Source organism: Arsenicicoccus sp. UBA7492, assembly GCF_002479615.1.
In the GTDB taxonomy this organism is placed as follows: Bacteria; Actinomycetota; Actinomycetes; order Actinomycetales; family Dermatophilaceae; genus Arsenicicoccus; species Arsenicicoccus bolidensis.
In genome coordinates this window covers 30,414-44,256 of the sequence record NZ_DLOE01000011.1, presented here as the reverse complement: position 1 = coordinate 44,256, position 13,843 = coordinate 30,414, and the positions used below count along the sequence as shown (strand labels likewise).

18 protein-coding genes are annotated in these 13,843 nt (G+C 73.1%); 11 read left to right on the top strand and 7 right to left on the bottom strand.

Annotated features, from left to right (window positions below; genetic code table 11):
• Nucleotides 1–26: 26 nt before the first annotated feature.
• On the bottom strand, nucleotides 27–1,586 hold the full coding sequence (locus B4E97_RS03240; protein WP_029210210.1) for a GGDEF domain-containing protein: 1,560 nt from the start codon (nucleotides 1,584–1,586) through the stop codon (nucleotides 27–29).
• 151 nt (nucleotides 1,587–1,737) lie between these two features.
• Between B4E97_RS03240 and B4E97_RS03235 the strand changes: the two genes are divergently transcribed.
• From B4E97_RS03235 to B4E97_RS03225, 3 genes are read left to right on the top strand one after another with little or no spacing between them, the layout of a single operon-like run.
• Nucleotides 1,738–2,532: a VOC family protein gene (locus tag B4E97_RS03235; RefSeq protein ID WP_286955731.1), complete on the top strand. Its 795-nt coding sequence runs from the start codon at nucleotides 1,738–1,740 to the stop codon at nucleotides 2,530–2,532.
• The gene (locus tag B4E97_RS03230; RefSeq protein WP_286958690.1) at nucleotides 2,525–3,409 is read left to right on the top strand and encodes a pentapeptide repeat-containing protein; all 885 of its coding nucleotides are present in this window, start codon (nucleotides 2,525–2,527) and stop codon (nucleotides 3,407–3,409) included. Before B4E97_RS03235 ends, B4E97_RS03230 begins: the two co-directional genes overlap by 8 nt.
• Nucleotides 3,410–3,463: 54 nt before the next feature.
• A complete protein-coding gene (locus B4E97_RS03225) occupies nucleotides 3,464–3,637 on the top strand; it encodes a CsbD family protein (protein ID WP_019285404.1) in 174 nt (57 codons plus the stop codon).
• Between the two features lie 110 nt (nucleotides 3,638–3,747).
• On the opposite strand, the gene B4E97_RS03220 is transcribed toward B4E97_RS03225, so the two are convergent.
• Entirely contained in the window at nucleotides 3,748–4,833 is a 1,086-nt protein-coding gene (locus tag B4E97_RS03220) for a quinone-dependent dihydroorotate dehydrogenase (RefSeq protein ID WP_286958689.1), read from the bottom strand.
• 40 nt (nucleotides 4,834–4,873) lie between these two features.
• Between B4E97_RS03220 and B4E97_RS03215 the strand changes: the two genes are divergently transcribed.
• Nucleotides 4,874–5,440: a DUF402 domain-containing protein gene (locus tag B4E97_RS03215; protein WP_029210208.1), complete on the top strand. Its 567-nt coding sequence runs from the start codon at nucleotides 4,874–4,876 to the stop codon at nucleotides 5,438–5,440.
• A 71-nt stretch (nucleotides 5,441–5,511) separates the two neighbouring features.
• Here B4E97_RS03215 and B4E97_RS03210 read toward each other — a convergent pair whose 3' ends face one another.
• Nucleotides 5,512–6,066, bottom strand: a complete 555-nt coding sequence (locus tag B4E97_RS03210) for a DUF2382 domain-containing protein (RefSeq protein WP_286958687.1) — start codon at nucleotides 6,064–6,066, stop codon at nucleotides 5,512–5,514.
• 253 nt (nucleotides 6,067–6,319) lie between these two features.
• Here B4E97_RS03210 and B4E97_RS03205 point away from each other — a divergent pair, with 253 nt between their 5' ends.
• The 3 genes from B4E97_RS03205 (at nucleotide 6,320) to B4E97_RS03195 (ending at nucleotide 8,560) form a co-directional block, all read left to right on the top strand.
• Nucleotides 6,320–6,757: an ATP-binding protein gene (locus tag B4E97_RS03205; protein ID WP_019285400.1), complete on the top strand. Its 438-nt coding sequence runs from the start codon at nucleotides 6,320–6,322 to the stop codon at nucleotides 6,755–6,757.
• A gap of 176 nt (nucleotides 6,758–6,933) precedes the next feature.
• A complete protein-coding gene (locus B4E97_RS03200; RefSeq protein WP_286958686.1) occupies nucleotides 6,934–7,797 on the top strand; it encodes a DUF5926 family protein in 864 nt (287 codons plus the stop codon).
• 13 nt (nucleotides 7,798–7,810) lie between these two features.
• A complete protein-coding gene (locus B4E97_RS03195) occupies nucleotides 7,811–8,560 on the top strand; it encodes a glycosyltransferase (protein WP_029210204.1) in 750 nt (249 codons plus the stop codon).
• A gap of 36 nt (nucleotides 8,561–8,596) precedes the next feature.
• On the opposite strand, the gene B4E97_RS03190 is transcribed toward B4E97_RS03195, so the two are convergent.
• Complete coding sequence (locus tag B4E97_RS03190; RefSeq protein ID WP_286958685.1) at nucleotides 8,597–9,256, bottom strand: TetR/AcrR family transcriptional regulator; 660 nt, start codon at nucleotides 9,254–9,256, stop codon at nucleotides 8,597–8,599.
• A 33-nt stretch (nucleotides 9,257–9,289) separates the two neighbouring features.
• Entirely contained in the window at nucleotides 9,290–9,721 is a 432-nt protein-coding gene (locus B4E97_RS03185) for an ester cyclase (protein ID WP_286958684.1), read from the bottom strand.
• Between the two features lie 212 nt (nucleotides 9,722–9,933).
• Between B4E97_RS03185 and B4E97_RS03180 the strand changes: the two genes are divergently transcribed.
• A complete protein-coding gene (locus tag B4E97_RS03180) occupies nucleotides 9,934–10,215 on the top strand; it encodes a hypothetical protein (protein ID WP_019285395.1) in 282 nt (93 codons plus the stop codon).
• Here the strand turns inward: B4E97_RS03180 and B4E97_RS03175 are convergent.
• Entirely contained in the window at nucleotides 10,203–11,474 is a 1,272-nt protein-coding gene (locus B4E97_RS03175) for an MFS transporter (RefSeq protein WP_286958683.1), read from the bottom strand. The two genes, B4E97_RS03180 and B4E97_RS03175, sit on opposite strands and share 13 nt — an antisense overlap.
• A gap of 49 nt (nucleotides 11,475–11,523) precedes the next feature.
• On the opposite strand from B4E97_RS03175, the gene B4E97_RS03170 reads away from it, so the two are divergent.
• From B4E97_RS03170 to B4E97_RS03160, 3 genes are read left to right on the top strand one after another with little or no spacing between them, the layout of a single operon-like run.
• Nucleotides 11,524–12,141, top strand: coding sequence for a winged helix-turn-helix domain-containing protein (locus tag B4E97_RS03170; RefSeq protein ID WP_029210200.1), 618 nt, complete (start codon nucleotides 11,524–11,526; stop codon nucleotides 12,139–12,141).
• 49 nt (nucleotides 12,142–12,190) lie between these two features.
• Nucleotides 12,191–12,421, top strand: a complete 231-nt coding sequence (locus B4E97_RS03165) for a ribbon-helix-helix domain-containing protein (RefSeq protein ID WP_019285392.1) — start codon at nucleotides 12,191–12,193, stop codon at nucleotides 12,419–12,421.
• The gene (locus B4E97_RS03160; RefSeq protein WP_029210199.1) at nucleotides 12,408–12,755 is read left to right on the top strand and encodes a type II toxin-antitoxin system PemK/MazF family toxin; all 348 of its coding nucleotides are present in this window, start codon (nucleotides 12,408–12,410) and stop codon (nucleotides 12,753–12,755) included. The genes B4E97_RS03165 and B4E97_RS03160 overlap by 14 nt, the downstream gene beginning before the upstream one ends.
• 112 nt (nucleotides 12,756–12,867) lie before the next feature.
• Here B4E97_RS03160 and B4E97_RS03155 read toward each other — a convergent pair whose 3' ends face one another.
• On the bottom strand, nucleotides 12,868–13,785 hold the full coding sequence (locus B4E97_RS03155; RefSeq protein WP_286958682.1) for an SDR family NAD(P)-dependent oxidoreductase: 918 nt from the start codon (nucleotides 13,783–13,785) through the stop codon (nucleotides 12,868–12,870).
• Nucleotides 13,786–13,843: the final 58 nt, after the last annotated feature.

The window sequence follows — 13,843 nt, the reverse complement described above, 5'->3', positions numbered from 1 at the left end:
CCGGGGGCTGCTGGCGGGGGCTTCGGTCAGGTGCCGGGCTCGCGGGCCACCTGCGCGCCACCGCGCTGCTTGGCGAGGTACATCAGCTGGTCGGCGCGGTCGAGGCCGTGCTGGAAGTCGCCGTCGCGCACCGTCGTCACGCCGATGCTGGCGCGCACGGGCTCACCGTCCCGCACGGCTCCGAGCCGGGTGAGACTCTCGAGGTCGTCCGCGAGCGATCCACCGACCCCGGCGGGACGCACGACCACGAACTCGTCGCCGCCGTAGCGGGCACACAGGTCCTCGGGCCTCGCCGCGGCGCGCAGGGCCGCCGCGAACTGCCGCAGCACGGCGTCGCCGGTCGCGTGCCCCCGGCTGTCGTTGACGGCCTTGAACCCGTCGAGGTCCGCCAGCGCCACCTGCGCGGCCGGCTGGTCCGGCGGCGTCGCCGTCATCTGCTCGCCCACGTCCCACAGGTGCAGCCGGTTGTGCAGCCCGGTGAGGACGTCCCGGGTCGTCATCTCCCGCACCTGCTCGTGGTTGCGGCGCAGGTCGGCCATGGCCGCGCGCAGGCCGTCGGCCCGCTTGGTGGCCTGCCGCGCGAGCTCCTCCGCGTCGCGGGTCCGGTGCCACACCTCGAGGGCGAGCACAGCGGTGCGGGCCTGCGAGGCGTGACAGGTGAGGATCGCCTCGGAAAGCCGCCGCGATGCCTCCAGGGCCCCCCGCAGGTCGCCAGCGCTCTCCCGCAGCCCCACGAGGTCATCCAGCAGCTCGATCTGGAAGGGGAGGGACACCCGGGGGAGGACGGCGTCGATCAGGGCGCACCCCCCTTCGGGGTGACCCTGCACGCCGCTGATCACGGCTCGGGTGCGGACCACGCTGATGGCGTTGGTGACATCGCGCATGGAGGCGGGGTCCGGCAGGTCCCGGGCCAGCTCGAGGGCGCCCTCCGTCTCGCCGAGCTCCAGCCGCGTGCGCACGCGCACCGCGCGGATGTGGTGCCCCAGCTCGGGCCAGCCCTTGCGCGCGAGCTCCTCGGCCGTCGCTAGGCCGGGGATCTCGGGCGCGAGGCGGATGCCGTGGCGCAGCTGCACGTCGTGCAGGTTGCTGATGGCCAGCGCCTCCATGGCCATGGACTCGGTGCTCGCCGACGGCGTGTGCTCCTCGCGGAAGGTCCGCGCCAGCTCAATCGCCTCGAGGTAGAAGTGGCGGGACTGGTCGGGGCTCGCGAACTCGAACGCGTTGCCCAGGTTGGTCAGCCCGCGGGCCAGGCCCACGGTGTCGTCCTCCTCCTCCGCGAGGCGGCACTGCTCCCGGTGGGCGGCCACGCCCTCCTCGACGAGGCCCAGCTCGACCAGCACGACGCCCTGGACGCCCCTGGCACGGGAGCGCCAGCCCCAGGCGAGGTGCGGGGTCTCCAGGATCTGCGACACCATCGTCAGCGCCTCGTCGAGCCGCTGCTCCCGCCAGGCGAGGAAGGCCTCGAGGACGAGCCTCTCCGGCGAGTGGGGGACGATCGCGAGGCCGTCGGCGAACGCCGCAGGATCGACGTACCTCCAGGACCAGACGCGCTCGAGACGTCGGACGTCGTCGGGGCTCGCTGACATGCGGACAGAATAGGTTGAGCCTTCATCGACGTCCCGGTGATGTCCGCACCTGGTGCTGGGAGCTGACGCGAACACCCTGTCGGTGCCGCTGGCTAGGCTGGGACCGACGGCACGGCCACCGTGGTTCGTGCCTTCGCCGGAGGAGATCCGCATGACCGAGCACACGACACCCTGGCCGGCGGGCACCCCCTGCTGGGTCGACCTGATGGCGATCGACCTGCACCGGACCCAGCGCTTCTACGGCCAGCTGCTGGGCTGGGAGTTCACGGACTCCGACGAGCAGTACGGCGGCTACGGCAACGCGACCGTGCAGGGGCAGCCCGTGGCCGGGCTGTCGCCGACCATGCCGGGCCTCGAGGCCTCCCCGCACGTGTGGACCGTCTCCCTGGCCACCGACGACGTCGAGGCCACCGGCGGTCGCGTCCAGGAGGCCGGCGCCACGACGATCTTCGAGCCCATGCAGGTGGGCCCGTTCGGCCGGATGGGCCTGTGGAGCGATCCCACGGGCGCCGCCTTCGGGGCGTGGGAGTCGTTGGAGCACACGGGTTTCCGGATCCTTGACGTGCACGGAGCCCCGACCTGGCTCGACCTCATGACCCCCGACTACGTGGCGGCCCAGGACTTCTACTCGCGGACCTTCGGGTTCACCTACGAGGAGATCGGGATGGGCGACGGCGCGTACTCCATGTTCAGCGTCCCCGGCGGCGAGCGTCCCGCCGGTGGCATCGGCCAGACGGGTGCGGACCAGACCGGCGGCGGCGAGGGTGTGCCCTCGGCCTGGACCGTCTGCTTCCAGCACGACGACGTCGACGGCGCCGCGGCACTGCTGCCCGAGATCGGTGGCTCCGTGCTGCAGGAGCCCTGGGACTTCGAGCACGGGCGGCTGGTCGCCGCGGCCGGCCCCGACGGCGAGATCTTCACGCTGCTCACCCCTCCTCGTGACTGAGCTTCGCCCGGACTGCTCGCGCTGCGCCGGCCTGTGCTGCGTCGCGCTGCCCTTCTCGCGCGGTGCGGACTTCCCCGTCGACAAGCCCGGCGGCGTGCCGTGCGGCAACCTGCTCATCGACGACCGCTGCGGCATCCACGACCGGCTGGCCGAGACGGGCTGGCGCGGCTGCGTGACCTTCGACTGCTTCGGCGCGGGTCAGCGCGTCATGCAGGAGACCTTTCGCGGACGCACGTGGCGGGACGACCCCGACCCGGGTCTGCCGGCGCGGATGTTCTCGGTCCTCCCGGTCGTGCACCAGCTCCACGAGATGAGCTATCTCCTCGCGCAGGCGATCTCGTATGCCGTCGCGCCCGACCTCACGCGCCGGTGCAGGCAGCTCGCGGCGGAGGTGGACGCCCTCGCCGGCGGCACGGCGCAGGACCTCCTCGCGCTCGACGTGACCGCGGTGCGCGCGCGCGTGGGCCCGGCCCTGCGTGACGTCAGCGTCGCCGTGCGCCGGGCGGGGCGAAGCCCTCGGCATACGAACAGCCGGGGGAGTGCCCGAGCCGACCGCCGGCTCAGACCCGGCGCCGACGGCCGGAGCGGGACCGGCGCCGACCGCCGGATCAAGCCGGGGGCCGACCTGGTCCGGGCGGCACTGGCCGGGTCGGACCTGCGCGGCGCGGACCTGAGGGGAGTGCTGCTGATCGCGGCCGACCTGCGCGACGCCGACCTGGCGCGCGCGGACCTGCTGGGTGCCGACCTGCGGGACGCCGACCTGCGCGGGGCCAGGGTGGCGGAGGCTCTGTTCGTGACCCCGCCGCAGCTGGCCGCGGCCAGGACCGACGAAAGCACCACTCGCCCGCCAGGTGTGAGCGGGACTCACGCGGGGTAGGTTCGGGGGAACCGGTCGTCACGGACCGGGCCAGTCGAACGAAAGGGAAACCTCATGGGTCTCGACGACAAGATGGACAACAAGGGTCAGGACGTGTCCGGCAAGGCCAAGGAGGCCACGGGCAAGGTCACCGGCGACGAGGAGCTGCAGGCCGAGGGCAAGGGCGACCAGATGGGCGCCAACCTCAAGCAGGCCGGCGAGAAGGTCAAGGACGCCTTCAAGAACTGAGCCGCCGAGCAGCTCTCGCACCGCCGCCGCACCTCCGCCTGCCGTTCGTCGGCCACGCGGGTGCGGCGGCGGTGGCCTGTCCGGGTCCGGTCAAGCCACCGCCGGCCGACTCAGGCCAGCGCTCGCGCCAGCTCTCGCACCACCATCGGCCCGTGCAGCGCGAACGCCGTGTAGACCTGCACCAGCGAGGCCCCGGCGTCACGCATGGCCAGGGCGTCGTCCGCCGAGCGGAGCCCGCCCACCCCGATGATCGGCAGCGCGCCGGCCGTCTCGTCGTGCACGAACCTCACCACCTCGACCGCACGAGCGCGGAGCGGAGCACCCGAGAGGCCGCCCGGCTGCGCGGCATACGACAGCTCGGTCTGGTCCAGGCCGGAGCGGGACAGGGTGGTGTTGGTCGCGATGATCCCGGCCACCCCCACGTCCAGGCAGACCGCGAGCAGCTCGGCCAGTGCGGGCTCGGTGAGGTCGGGCGCGACCTTGACCCAGATCGGCACCGCGTGCGCTGCGTCGTGTGCCTCGTGCCCCAGATCGCGCCCCGCCTCCCGCCCGACCGCGGCGCTGTCGCTGCGCAGCGCGGACAGGATCTCGCGCAGCGCGCCCTTGTCCTGCAGCTCGCGCAGGCCCGGGGTGTTGGGCGAGGACACGTTGATGGCGACGTAGTCCGCGTGCCGCGCCAGCCGGCCGAAGGAGTAGCGGTAGTCCTCCACCGCCTCCCCGAGCGGCGTGACCTTGGACTTGCCGATGCTGATGCCGAGCGTGACCGCGGGGCGGTGGGCGTCGAGGCGGTCGGCCAGGGCGTCGGCCCCGGCGTTGTTGAAGCCCATCCGGTTGATCACGGCGTCCGACTTCGGCAGGGTGAACAGCCGGGGCCGGTCGTTGCCGGGCTGCGGGTGCCGCGTGACGGTCCCCACCTCGACGAAGCCGAACCCGAGGGCTGGCCACACCGACAGCGCGCGCCCGTCCTTGTCCATGCCGGCGGCCAGACCCACGCGGTTGCCGAAGCGCACCCCGCCCACCTCGACCGGGGCGTCGGTCGCCAACCTCGACCGCAGCGGCGCGAGCAGCTCGGGCCGGCGCTCGGCGAGGGCCATCAGGCGCAGCGTGCGCGCGTGGACCTGCTCGGCGTCGCCGCCCGAGACGGAGTAGAGGGCGGGGCGCAGGAGATCGTCATACAGGCGGGAGAGGAGGGGCACGCGCCCATTGTCGCAAAGGGCGGGGGCTAGTCTCTGGCAGGTGAACGAGCAGCAGCCCCGAGAGCCCCTCATCCTCGTCGAGGGGGAGCCCGTCGCCATCCGCTTCAGCAAGTGGGACGGGGGCCCGCACTGGAGGTATGACGGGTCCTACCTCGGCCGCGACGAGCACGGCCACTGGGTCGCGGTGCCGGTGGGCGCCCCGATCACCCGCCCCGGGCGATCCTTCGACAACGAGCACCACAGCGTGGTGTGCGTCCCGCGCCAGTCTGGGCACGTCCTCACCACCAACGCGGATCCGCACAAGGTGCGGCACTACGTGGACATCACGACGGTGCCCCTGTGGTCACGCGTGGACGGGGTGGCGACCGTCTCGATGGTGGACCTCGACCTGGACGTCGTGGAGCGCCGCAACGGGCGCATCTACGTCGACGACGAGGATGAGTTCGCCGACCACCAGGTCGAGTTCGCCTATCCGCCGGAGCTCGTCACGTCGGCCGAGGCGGAGGCGCGGCGGATGCTCGTGCTCGTCGAGACCCAGGCCGAGCCGTTCGCGACCGTGGCGGAGGCGTGGCTCGACCGACCAACCGCCCGCCCCACGACGCCCTAGGGCGCGCGGGTCGCAGAGCGGTCCGGCCGTCAGCGGTTGGCCCGCAGCGGCCGGTGATCAGCCGTCGGTGATCAGCGGTCGGCGCGCGGGGTGTCCTCGCGCTCGAGGCTGACGACCTCCTTGGCGAGCTCCGCCTCGACGACCTGCTCGCGCGTCACCCGGTCCACGAAGACCCGGACGCGCTCGATCGGCACGACCCGCGTGACGACCTGCTCCTCGTGGAGGACGATCTCGATCGCGGCGTCCTGGTGCAGCTCGCCGTCGTCGTCGCGGTGGCCCTGAGGACGGTGCGGCTCGCCCGCGGCCAGGGCTGCCTCCTTCGCGGGGTTGCCCCGCCCCTGTGCGTCGCGGTCACCGGCGCCGGTCACGCCGTCGTGGTCCGGCGGCAGGGGCGCCCGAGCCGGCAGCTCCTCGACCACGAGCTCCTCGCGGCGGACGGTGATGGTCCGCTCCTCGGTGACGACGCGCTTGGACACCCGCACCCGGCCGCTCTCGACCGGGCGGGTGGTGACGAAGAGCTCCTCCTCGCTGCGGGTGACCGTTGTCGGGGCGTCGTGGCGATCGCTCTCCTGGCGGCCGAGGCCCTCGTGGGATCGTTCGGTGCGCAGATCGTGCTGGTCGCTCATGGTGGCTCCCTTGCTCGCGGCGACGGATATCTCCGCTCACCTACCCCTCGCCCCCTCGACCTATGCGCGCGGGAGGTCGCCCCCGACCCGTGAGACCGACCGCGTGCAGGGGTTCCGCGCGAGCCCTATGGGGTATCCGGGCGAGGACGAACCCACGCAGGGGGACGCGTCATCTGGACCCCTGCTCACTGGCGGTCGGCCGAGGCACGTATGCCGTCGGACCGGCCGCGCCGCTGCACGAGAGGACGAGCCCATGCCACCGCGGGTGCGCAACCTGGACGAGGTCGACCAGACCGTGATGGTGCCGTGGGACGCGACGTCCGCCGAGCAGGCTCGGGCCGAGCTGCGGGCCAGCCTCGCGGACCAGCGGGTCGCCGACGGGACGCTCGACGAGGCCGTCCAGGTCATCTCGGAGCTGGTCGCCAACGCCGTGCAGCACGCCGGGCCCATGCCCGGTGACGTCCTGCGCGTGCACTGGACCCTGCGCAAAGGGGTCGTCGAGGTCGACGTCACGGACGGGGGCTCGGACTCCACGCCGCAGCCCGTGCGCATCACCCCGTGGCAGACGCGCGGCCGCGGGCTGCGGATCGTGCGCGCCTATGCCCACGAGTGGGGCTACCTCGACCAGCCGAACGGCGCCCGCACGGTCTGGGCGGCTCTCGGCGGCCCGTCCCGCCGCCGCACCCGCTGACCTCACCCGCTGACCCCCACCGACGCCGACGCCCACCGACGCCCGCCATTGGTCACCCGTGACCCTTTGGATCGTTCATATGACGCGCCGGGACGTCACTGGTGACCAATGACGCCGGGGTGTGGCGCCTGTGACCGTCGAGCTGGTGACCAGCGCGCCCCGATAGGGTGGCGAGCATGGGTAAGGCATCCCGCCGCAAGGGCGACACCAAGAAGACCCGTCCCGCGCCGTTCGCGCGCCGTCCCTTCGAGGGGATGGAGAGCGAGACCGACCTCGTGGCGATGCGCGAGATCGTGCCCGCCGCGACGGCCACGGTGACGCTGCGCGAGCCGGTGGCCGACGTGTCGACCGCGACGCTCGTGACGGTGCTGCCCCTCGCCTGGCCCGGCCTGCGCCGCGCGGACGGCGAGGTCCTGGCGGGCCTGCAGTCCGGGACGAGCAGCGGCGACGCGAGCCGCGACCTCGCCCAGGTGCTCCTGGCCGCCGCCGAGACCGAGCCCGGCAGCCCGGTCGCGACGCTTCCCCTCGCCACGGAGGACACCCCACGGCTGCAGGACCTCCTCGACCCGTCCGCCCCCCTCGACATCACGGTGCACGAGGGCTTCGACTTCTGGGTCGGTGACGGCGACCTCGACGAGGAGGGTCGCGAGTCGCTGCAGCGCGCCAACGACAGCGCCATCCCCACCGTCAAGCTGGACGGCGTGCGGTCCGCCTACTGGTGCCTCATCGGCGACCGTGCCTATGTCCGCCAGGTGCTCCCCGACGACGAGGATGCCGCCACCGACGCACTCGCCCGCCTGCACGCGCGCGGCGAGAGCGCCCTGACCGACACCCACCGCCTGCTCGGCGCCTTCCGCGCCTGCGGGCTGCTCATCCCCGTCTGGGAGGTCGACCCCGAGGCGGACCCCGCCTCCTTCTCCGACCCCGCCCAGCAGATGCAGCAGCGGTATGCCGAGGCCCTGGCCGGCAGCACGCCGCTGTCGGCGGACGAGCGACGGGCTCGCTCGGGTCTGCTCAGCCGCCAGATCACCCTGCGCTGACGGAGGGTCCGCCGTGAGCGGTGACCACGCACGGCCGGTGGCGGTCGTCATCCCGGCCAAGGACGAGTCCGCGCGGATCGCCTCGACGATCCGGGCCGCGTCCGCCATCCCCGGCGTCGACCTGGTCGTCGTCGTCGACGACGGGTCGCGCGACGGCACGCAGTCCATCGCCCATGGCGCAGGCGCCGTGGTCGCCCGGCACACCCGCAACCGCGGCAAGGCCGCCGCCCTGCAGACCGGGGCGGCCGTGGTCGAGCGCCGCGACGAGCACGAGGGCCGGACCGGGACGGCCCGGCGGCTGCTGCTGCTCGTCGACGCGGACCTCGAGGACTCCGCCGCCGAGGTGGGGGTGCTCGTGCCGCCCGTGGCCGGCGGCGAGGCCGACCTCGCCATCGCGATCCTGCCCCCGCAGCGCTCCGCCGGTGGGGGTCACGGGTTCGTGGTGCGGCTGGCTCGTGAGGGCATCCGGTCGCTGACGGGCTGGACGCCCACGCAGCCCCTGTCGGGGATGCGCTGCCTGACCCGCGAGGCCTACGACGCGGCGCAACCCCTGGCGGCCGGGTGGGGCGTCGAGACGGCGATGACGATCGACGTGCTCGCCGCCGGACTGCGGGTGGTCGAGGTGCCGTGCGCGGTGCACCACCGCGTCACCGGCTCGGACTGGCGTGGCCAGCTGCACCGGGCCGCGCAGTACCGCGACGTGTGGCGGGCGCTCGCCGTGCGGCGCCTGCGGGCCCGCCGCGCTGCCCGACCGAGCGCCTGAGCTGTTGCCCGACCGAGCGCCTGAGCTGCCTGGCCCTCACGGGTGGGCGAGCAGCGTCCGTGACCAGCAGTCCACGAGATGCGCCCCGAATCTCTGTGTGCTCCAGCCGCGTTCGTCGACGAGCAGGGTCCAGTACTCCGGGGCGTTCATGCTCCAGATGATGTCGGCGACCTCGTCGTCGTCCAGGTCCGCCCGCAGCTCGCCCGTCGCCCTGAGGTCTCGTGCGAAGTCACGCATGTTGCCCGCCCGACGCTGCGTGATCTCGCCCCACAGATCCGCCGACTCGGGGTCTGTGGCGGCGGCGTCGCGCAGCGCGAGCACGACCGGCGCCAGGCGCGGCTGCAGGAGCAGGAGCCCGTCGACGTAGGCCGCCAGCTTGGCCCGCGCGGTCGGGGCCGCCCGCACGGCCCTGACGTAGTCGCGGTCCTCGGGGGCCACGGCGGTGTCCGTGCCCGAGATGGCCGTCTCCAGCACCTGCCGCAGCAGCTCCGGCTTGCGGCCCACCGCCGCGTAGACCGTGTCGACCGCCACCCCGGCGCGCGCGGCCACCTGCGAGACGGTGGTGGCGGCATACCCCTGCTCGACGACGAGGTGACGTGCCGCGTCGACGATCCGGTCGCGGGTGGCGGCCGCCTGCTCGGTGCGCCTCGACGAGCGGTAGCGCCGGGGCGAGGTGGCGTCGGCCGACGCGCTCATGCGGCTCCTGAGAGTGGGGGTCGTGCTGCGCGGTCAGCCTAGGCGCTCGAGCACCCCCGACTGGGCCAGCATGGCGAACCGGTCCGGGACGCCCCAGTGCTCGACGATGCGGCCGTCGACGACCCGGGCGACGTCCACCACGGTGAAGTCCAGCGGCCGTCTGCTCGGCGGGTCGAAGAAGGGTCCGGTCGCCGTGCCCTGCGCCCGCACGCGGACCCAGATGGTGTCGCCGTCCTTGACCTCGTCCTCGATGGTGAAGGCGATGTCGGGCACGGCCGTGTGGACGGCCCGCATCGCGGCCTTGACGTGCTCGATGGCCTGCTGGCCGGTGCCGGCGAGGCCGAACTGGTGCTCAACCAGGTCGGGGGAGCAGAGCTCGTCGACGATGGCCCCCTCGCCGGTGGCGAAGCCTTCGTGGAAGATGCGGGACATGACGATGCTGGCGGGAGGTGCGCTGGTGCCCATGAGGACTCCTCGGCTGGTATGCCCGCCGATGGTTGGCCCGGGGGGCGGTGCACTTTGATCCGAAGGGCATTCGGATCAATACATCGATCGTACGCCGTGCACGTCGCGCCGTCGACCCCTGACGGGTGCCCGTCGCCGAACGGCGTCCGGTCATCTCTCAGGTCGCGGTGCGACGGTGGGGCTGCACGCTGACAAGGGGAGGGAACCACGTCATGCAGAGCGATCGCGGCTGGATCCGCAGCTACGCCAAGGCCGCCATCCTGGCGGGGCTGGCCCTGCTAGGGGCGGCGCTGTGGGCCGTCGGCTGCTCCATCGGGATGGACCTCGCCGACGCCGGGTCCAGCGGGCCACCGGCCTGGACGATGGTGATGACCTGGGGTGGCCTCGCCCTGGCGCTGGTCACCGGCATCTGGGCGATCGTCGAGCTGGTCCGGTCGCACGAGCGCGTGCGCTGGAGCCGCTGGGCGCAGCAGGTCGGGCCTCACTCGGGCTGAGCGACCTCGTCGTTGGTGCCCGGGCTCACCGGGGTCGGCCCGGCTGCTGGGGTTGCTGGGGTCGCCCGCGTTGCTCGGTGGTGGGCGATGGCGCCCGTCGTGCTGATCGCCAGTCCGGCTGCGCCGACGACCAGGTATGCCGTCCGCGGCCCCACCAGCAGGTTGAGCGTCCCGCCGAGCGCGAGCGCCGCCACCGTGCAGGCGCGTGCCGCCCCTTCGACCGCCGCCAGGACCCGGCCGCGCTCGCGGTCCGGGATCTCGGCGAGGAGGACGGCGATGAGCCACGTGTTGGTGGCGCCGAGGAGGCCGCCGACCACGCATCCCAGGACGACGAAGACTCCCACCGAGATCGCCAGTCCCTGCCCGGCCTGGGTGGCCGCGACGAGCACCAGCGTCCCCAGGAGCAGCCGGGCCCGCCGTGAGGAGGTGGTGACGGTTCCGGCCAGCAGGGCTCCGACGGTGGCGCTGACCCCGGCGGCAGCCTCGGCCCATCCGTAGTCGGCCGCGTTCGCGTGCAGCACGTCCCGCAGCAGGGAGACCTCGACGGCGTTGACGGACTCCAGGGTCAGGATGAACGGCAGCACGGCCGCCACGAGGATGCCGGTCGTCGGGTGGCCGCGCAGGATCCGGAGCGCCGGCCCCGGGGAGGCCGAGAGGCGATCCGGCTGTGCGGCCCGCCGGCGGCGGGTGCGCAGCAGGAGCGCCGCGACGGTCAGGGCGAGGAAGCTCGCGGCGTCGATGGCCAGGGCTGCCGACGCGCCCTGGTGCTGGACGAGCAGCCCGCCAGCGGCCGCGCCGACGGGGGTGGAGGCCGTGCGCAGGCCCTGGCGCAGCGAGACGAGGACACCGGCCAGCTCGTCCCCGGCGACCAGCGGCAGCAGGCTCGTCCACAGGGGGCTGGTGAAGGCGAACGCCGTCTGCAGGAGGGCGACGAGGACGAGCGTCGCGGCGTAGTCGGTGGTGAGCGCCAGCCCCCCGGCGGCCGCTGCCTGGACCAGGCTGCCGGTGACGAGGACGGTGCGCGAGTCCGCGCGGTCCGCGACGGATCCAGCGATCCCCATGGTCAGCACCAGGGGCAGGGCGAAGCACACGAGGAGGCCGGCCACGGCATACGGCCCGGCCTGGGTGTCGTGCGTCCGCAGCGTGAGGGCGACCAGCGCCATGGCGTCACCGACCGTCGACAGGGCTCCGGCGGCGAGCAGGATGACCGCGTCCCGGTGCGAGAAGGCAGCGACATAGGTGTGAAGGATTTGTTTCACATATGTGAAGGTACTGCTTCATGATGAGCCCGGCAACTAGCCTGGCCTCATGGCCGGCCGACCCGACGCGCTCACGATCACCGATCCGCAGGCTCTGCGAGCCATCGCGCACCCCGCACGCCAGCGGCTGATCGCCGAGCTGTATGCCGGGGAGGTGCTGACCGCCACGGAGGCATCGCGTCTCGTGGGCCTGACCCCGTCGGCCACGAGCTATCACCTGCGCGCCCTGGAGCGGTGGGGGATCGCGACCCGCGACGAGACCACCGGCGACCGTCGTGAGCGGCCGTGGCGCAGCGCCGCCACCTCGATCGCCATCACGCCGGAGGCGCACCGGCTGGCCGGATCCACCACCAGCCGACGATCGCTGTCCTCCTGGTTCGAGGACCTCCAGGCCGGGGTTCATCGCATGCTGGCGCGCGCCGATCAGGGGTCCGACGAGGTCGGCATGGTGTCGCGGGAGCGCCTGTGGCTCACGCCCGAGGAGGGCGCGGAGCTCCAGGAGCGGCTGCAGGCGGTGGTCCGCGAGTACGGGTCGCGCTCGGGTAGGTCCCGGTGGAGTCACCCTGAGGGGGTGGCCCCGTGGGAGGCGTACGTGTTCCTCATGCCTGCGCAGGACGATCCGGAGAAGGCGCCGGGTCGCGGCCCCAGGTCCTCGGAGGTCGAATGAGCGTGCTACCTGGGTAGTAATCGCGATGCTATCCGGGTAGTGTCGTGGCATGAAGGTGAGTGTGAGTCTCAGCGCCCAGGATCTCGCGGCCCTCGACCGGTATGTCGAGCAGTCCGGGCTCGAGTCGAGGTCGGCCGGCGTCCAGCAGGCCATTCGCCGTCTCCAGGACCCGCAGCTGGAGGCCGCCTATGCCGCCGCCTGGGAAGAATGGGCCGTCCTGGGTGACGAGGATGCGTGGGCTCCGGCCTCGTCGGACGGGCTCACCGATGTTGCGGGGTGAGATCGTCCTGGTCGACCTCGAACCGGTGCGCGGCAGCGAGGCCGACAAGCGTCGCCCTGCTGTCCTCGTCAGCAACGACCGGGCCAACACGACGGCACGACGGCTCGGTCGCGGAGCGGTGACCGTCGTGCCGGTCACCAGCAACGTCGAGCGGGTCTTTCCGTTCCAGGTGCTGCTCGCGGCGAGCGAGACCGGCCTCCGGGTGGACTCCAAGGCTCAGGCCGAGCAGGTGTGCTCGATCGCCGTCGAGCGTGTGGGGTCGGCGGTGGGCCGGGTCCCCGCGCACCTCATGGCCGCCGTCGACGAGGCCCTGCGCCTGCACCTGCAGCTGTGACGCGCAGAGGCGGTCCCGCTCCACCTGATCATGGTGCCGTCGAGCAGGAGCCGGCCCTCGGGTGCTGGCAACCGCGTCGTGCCGCCCTCGTGGCTCGACGAGACGAGCTCGGTCACGCGCGGCCGGTCAGCCTCTCGGCGGCCTCCCAGAGCTGCCGTTCACGGGCCGGGTCGTAGGACTGAGGCGAGGAGCGGGCGACCCGGTCGCGGTCGACGTAGGCGCCGGCCGGGGCGTCGAGTCGCCCCAGGGCGAGGTCGGCCAGCTGACGTCCGGCGCCCTGAACCGTGCCGACGACCGGAGTCCTGGCCAGCAGGGGGAGCGCGTGCTGCATCGCGTAGCGGGTGAGCGGGCCCGCATCGCGAGCAAGTCCGGTGGCGGGCACGAAGCCCGGGTTGTAGCCGAGGACGACCCGCTCGGGGTAGCGGCGGGCGTACTCGTGCATCAGGTGGATCGCTGCCAGCTTGCTGGTCGAGTACGCGGTGCGGCCGGCCCGCAGGGTGCCCGGCCGGTCGAAAGCGCCGGGCCTGGCCAGGACGTGGGGATCTCGCCACTGCGGGCCTGGGACCATGCCCAGGTTGTGCCTCAGGTCGCCGAAGTGGGTGTCGCTGACGGTGATCACCACCCGCCCCCTTGGCTGGAGCCGATCGGCCAAGCTCCTCACGAGGACGTGGTTGGCCAGGACGTTGACCGCGAACGTCGGCTCGAAGCCATCCTCGGTGCGGCCGTTCGCATCCACGCGCTGGATGCCGGCGTTGAGCACCATCGTCGAGATCGGGGGCACCTCGCCGCTGTCGACGAGGCGAGCGATGTGCTGAGCGGCAGAAGCGACGTCGGGCAGCCTGGCCAGATCTGCCTCGACGAGCCGAACCTCGTCGAACGCTGACGCCCAGGCCTGTCGCGCCGCGTCTCGGACGACGACCAGCACGTGCGCGCCTGGGGCGGCATCGACGATCCTCGCGAGGGCCTCTCCCGCGATGCCCCGGCTCGCACCCGTCATCACCATGGTCTGCACGACAGGCCCCCAGATCATCGTGAGGAGAGTGTCTCTCGCGATGCGCGAGACCATCCCACCCTAGGTCACTGACTTC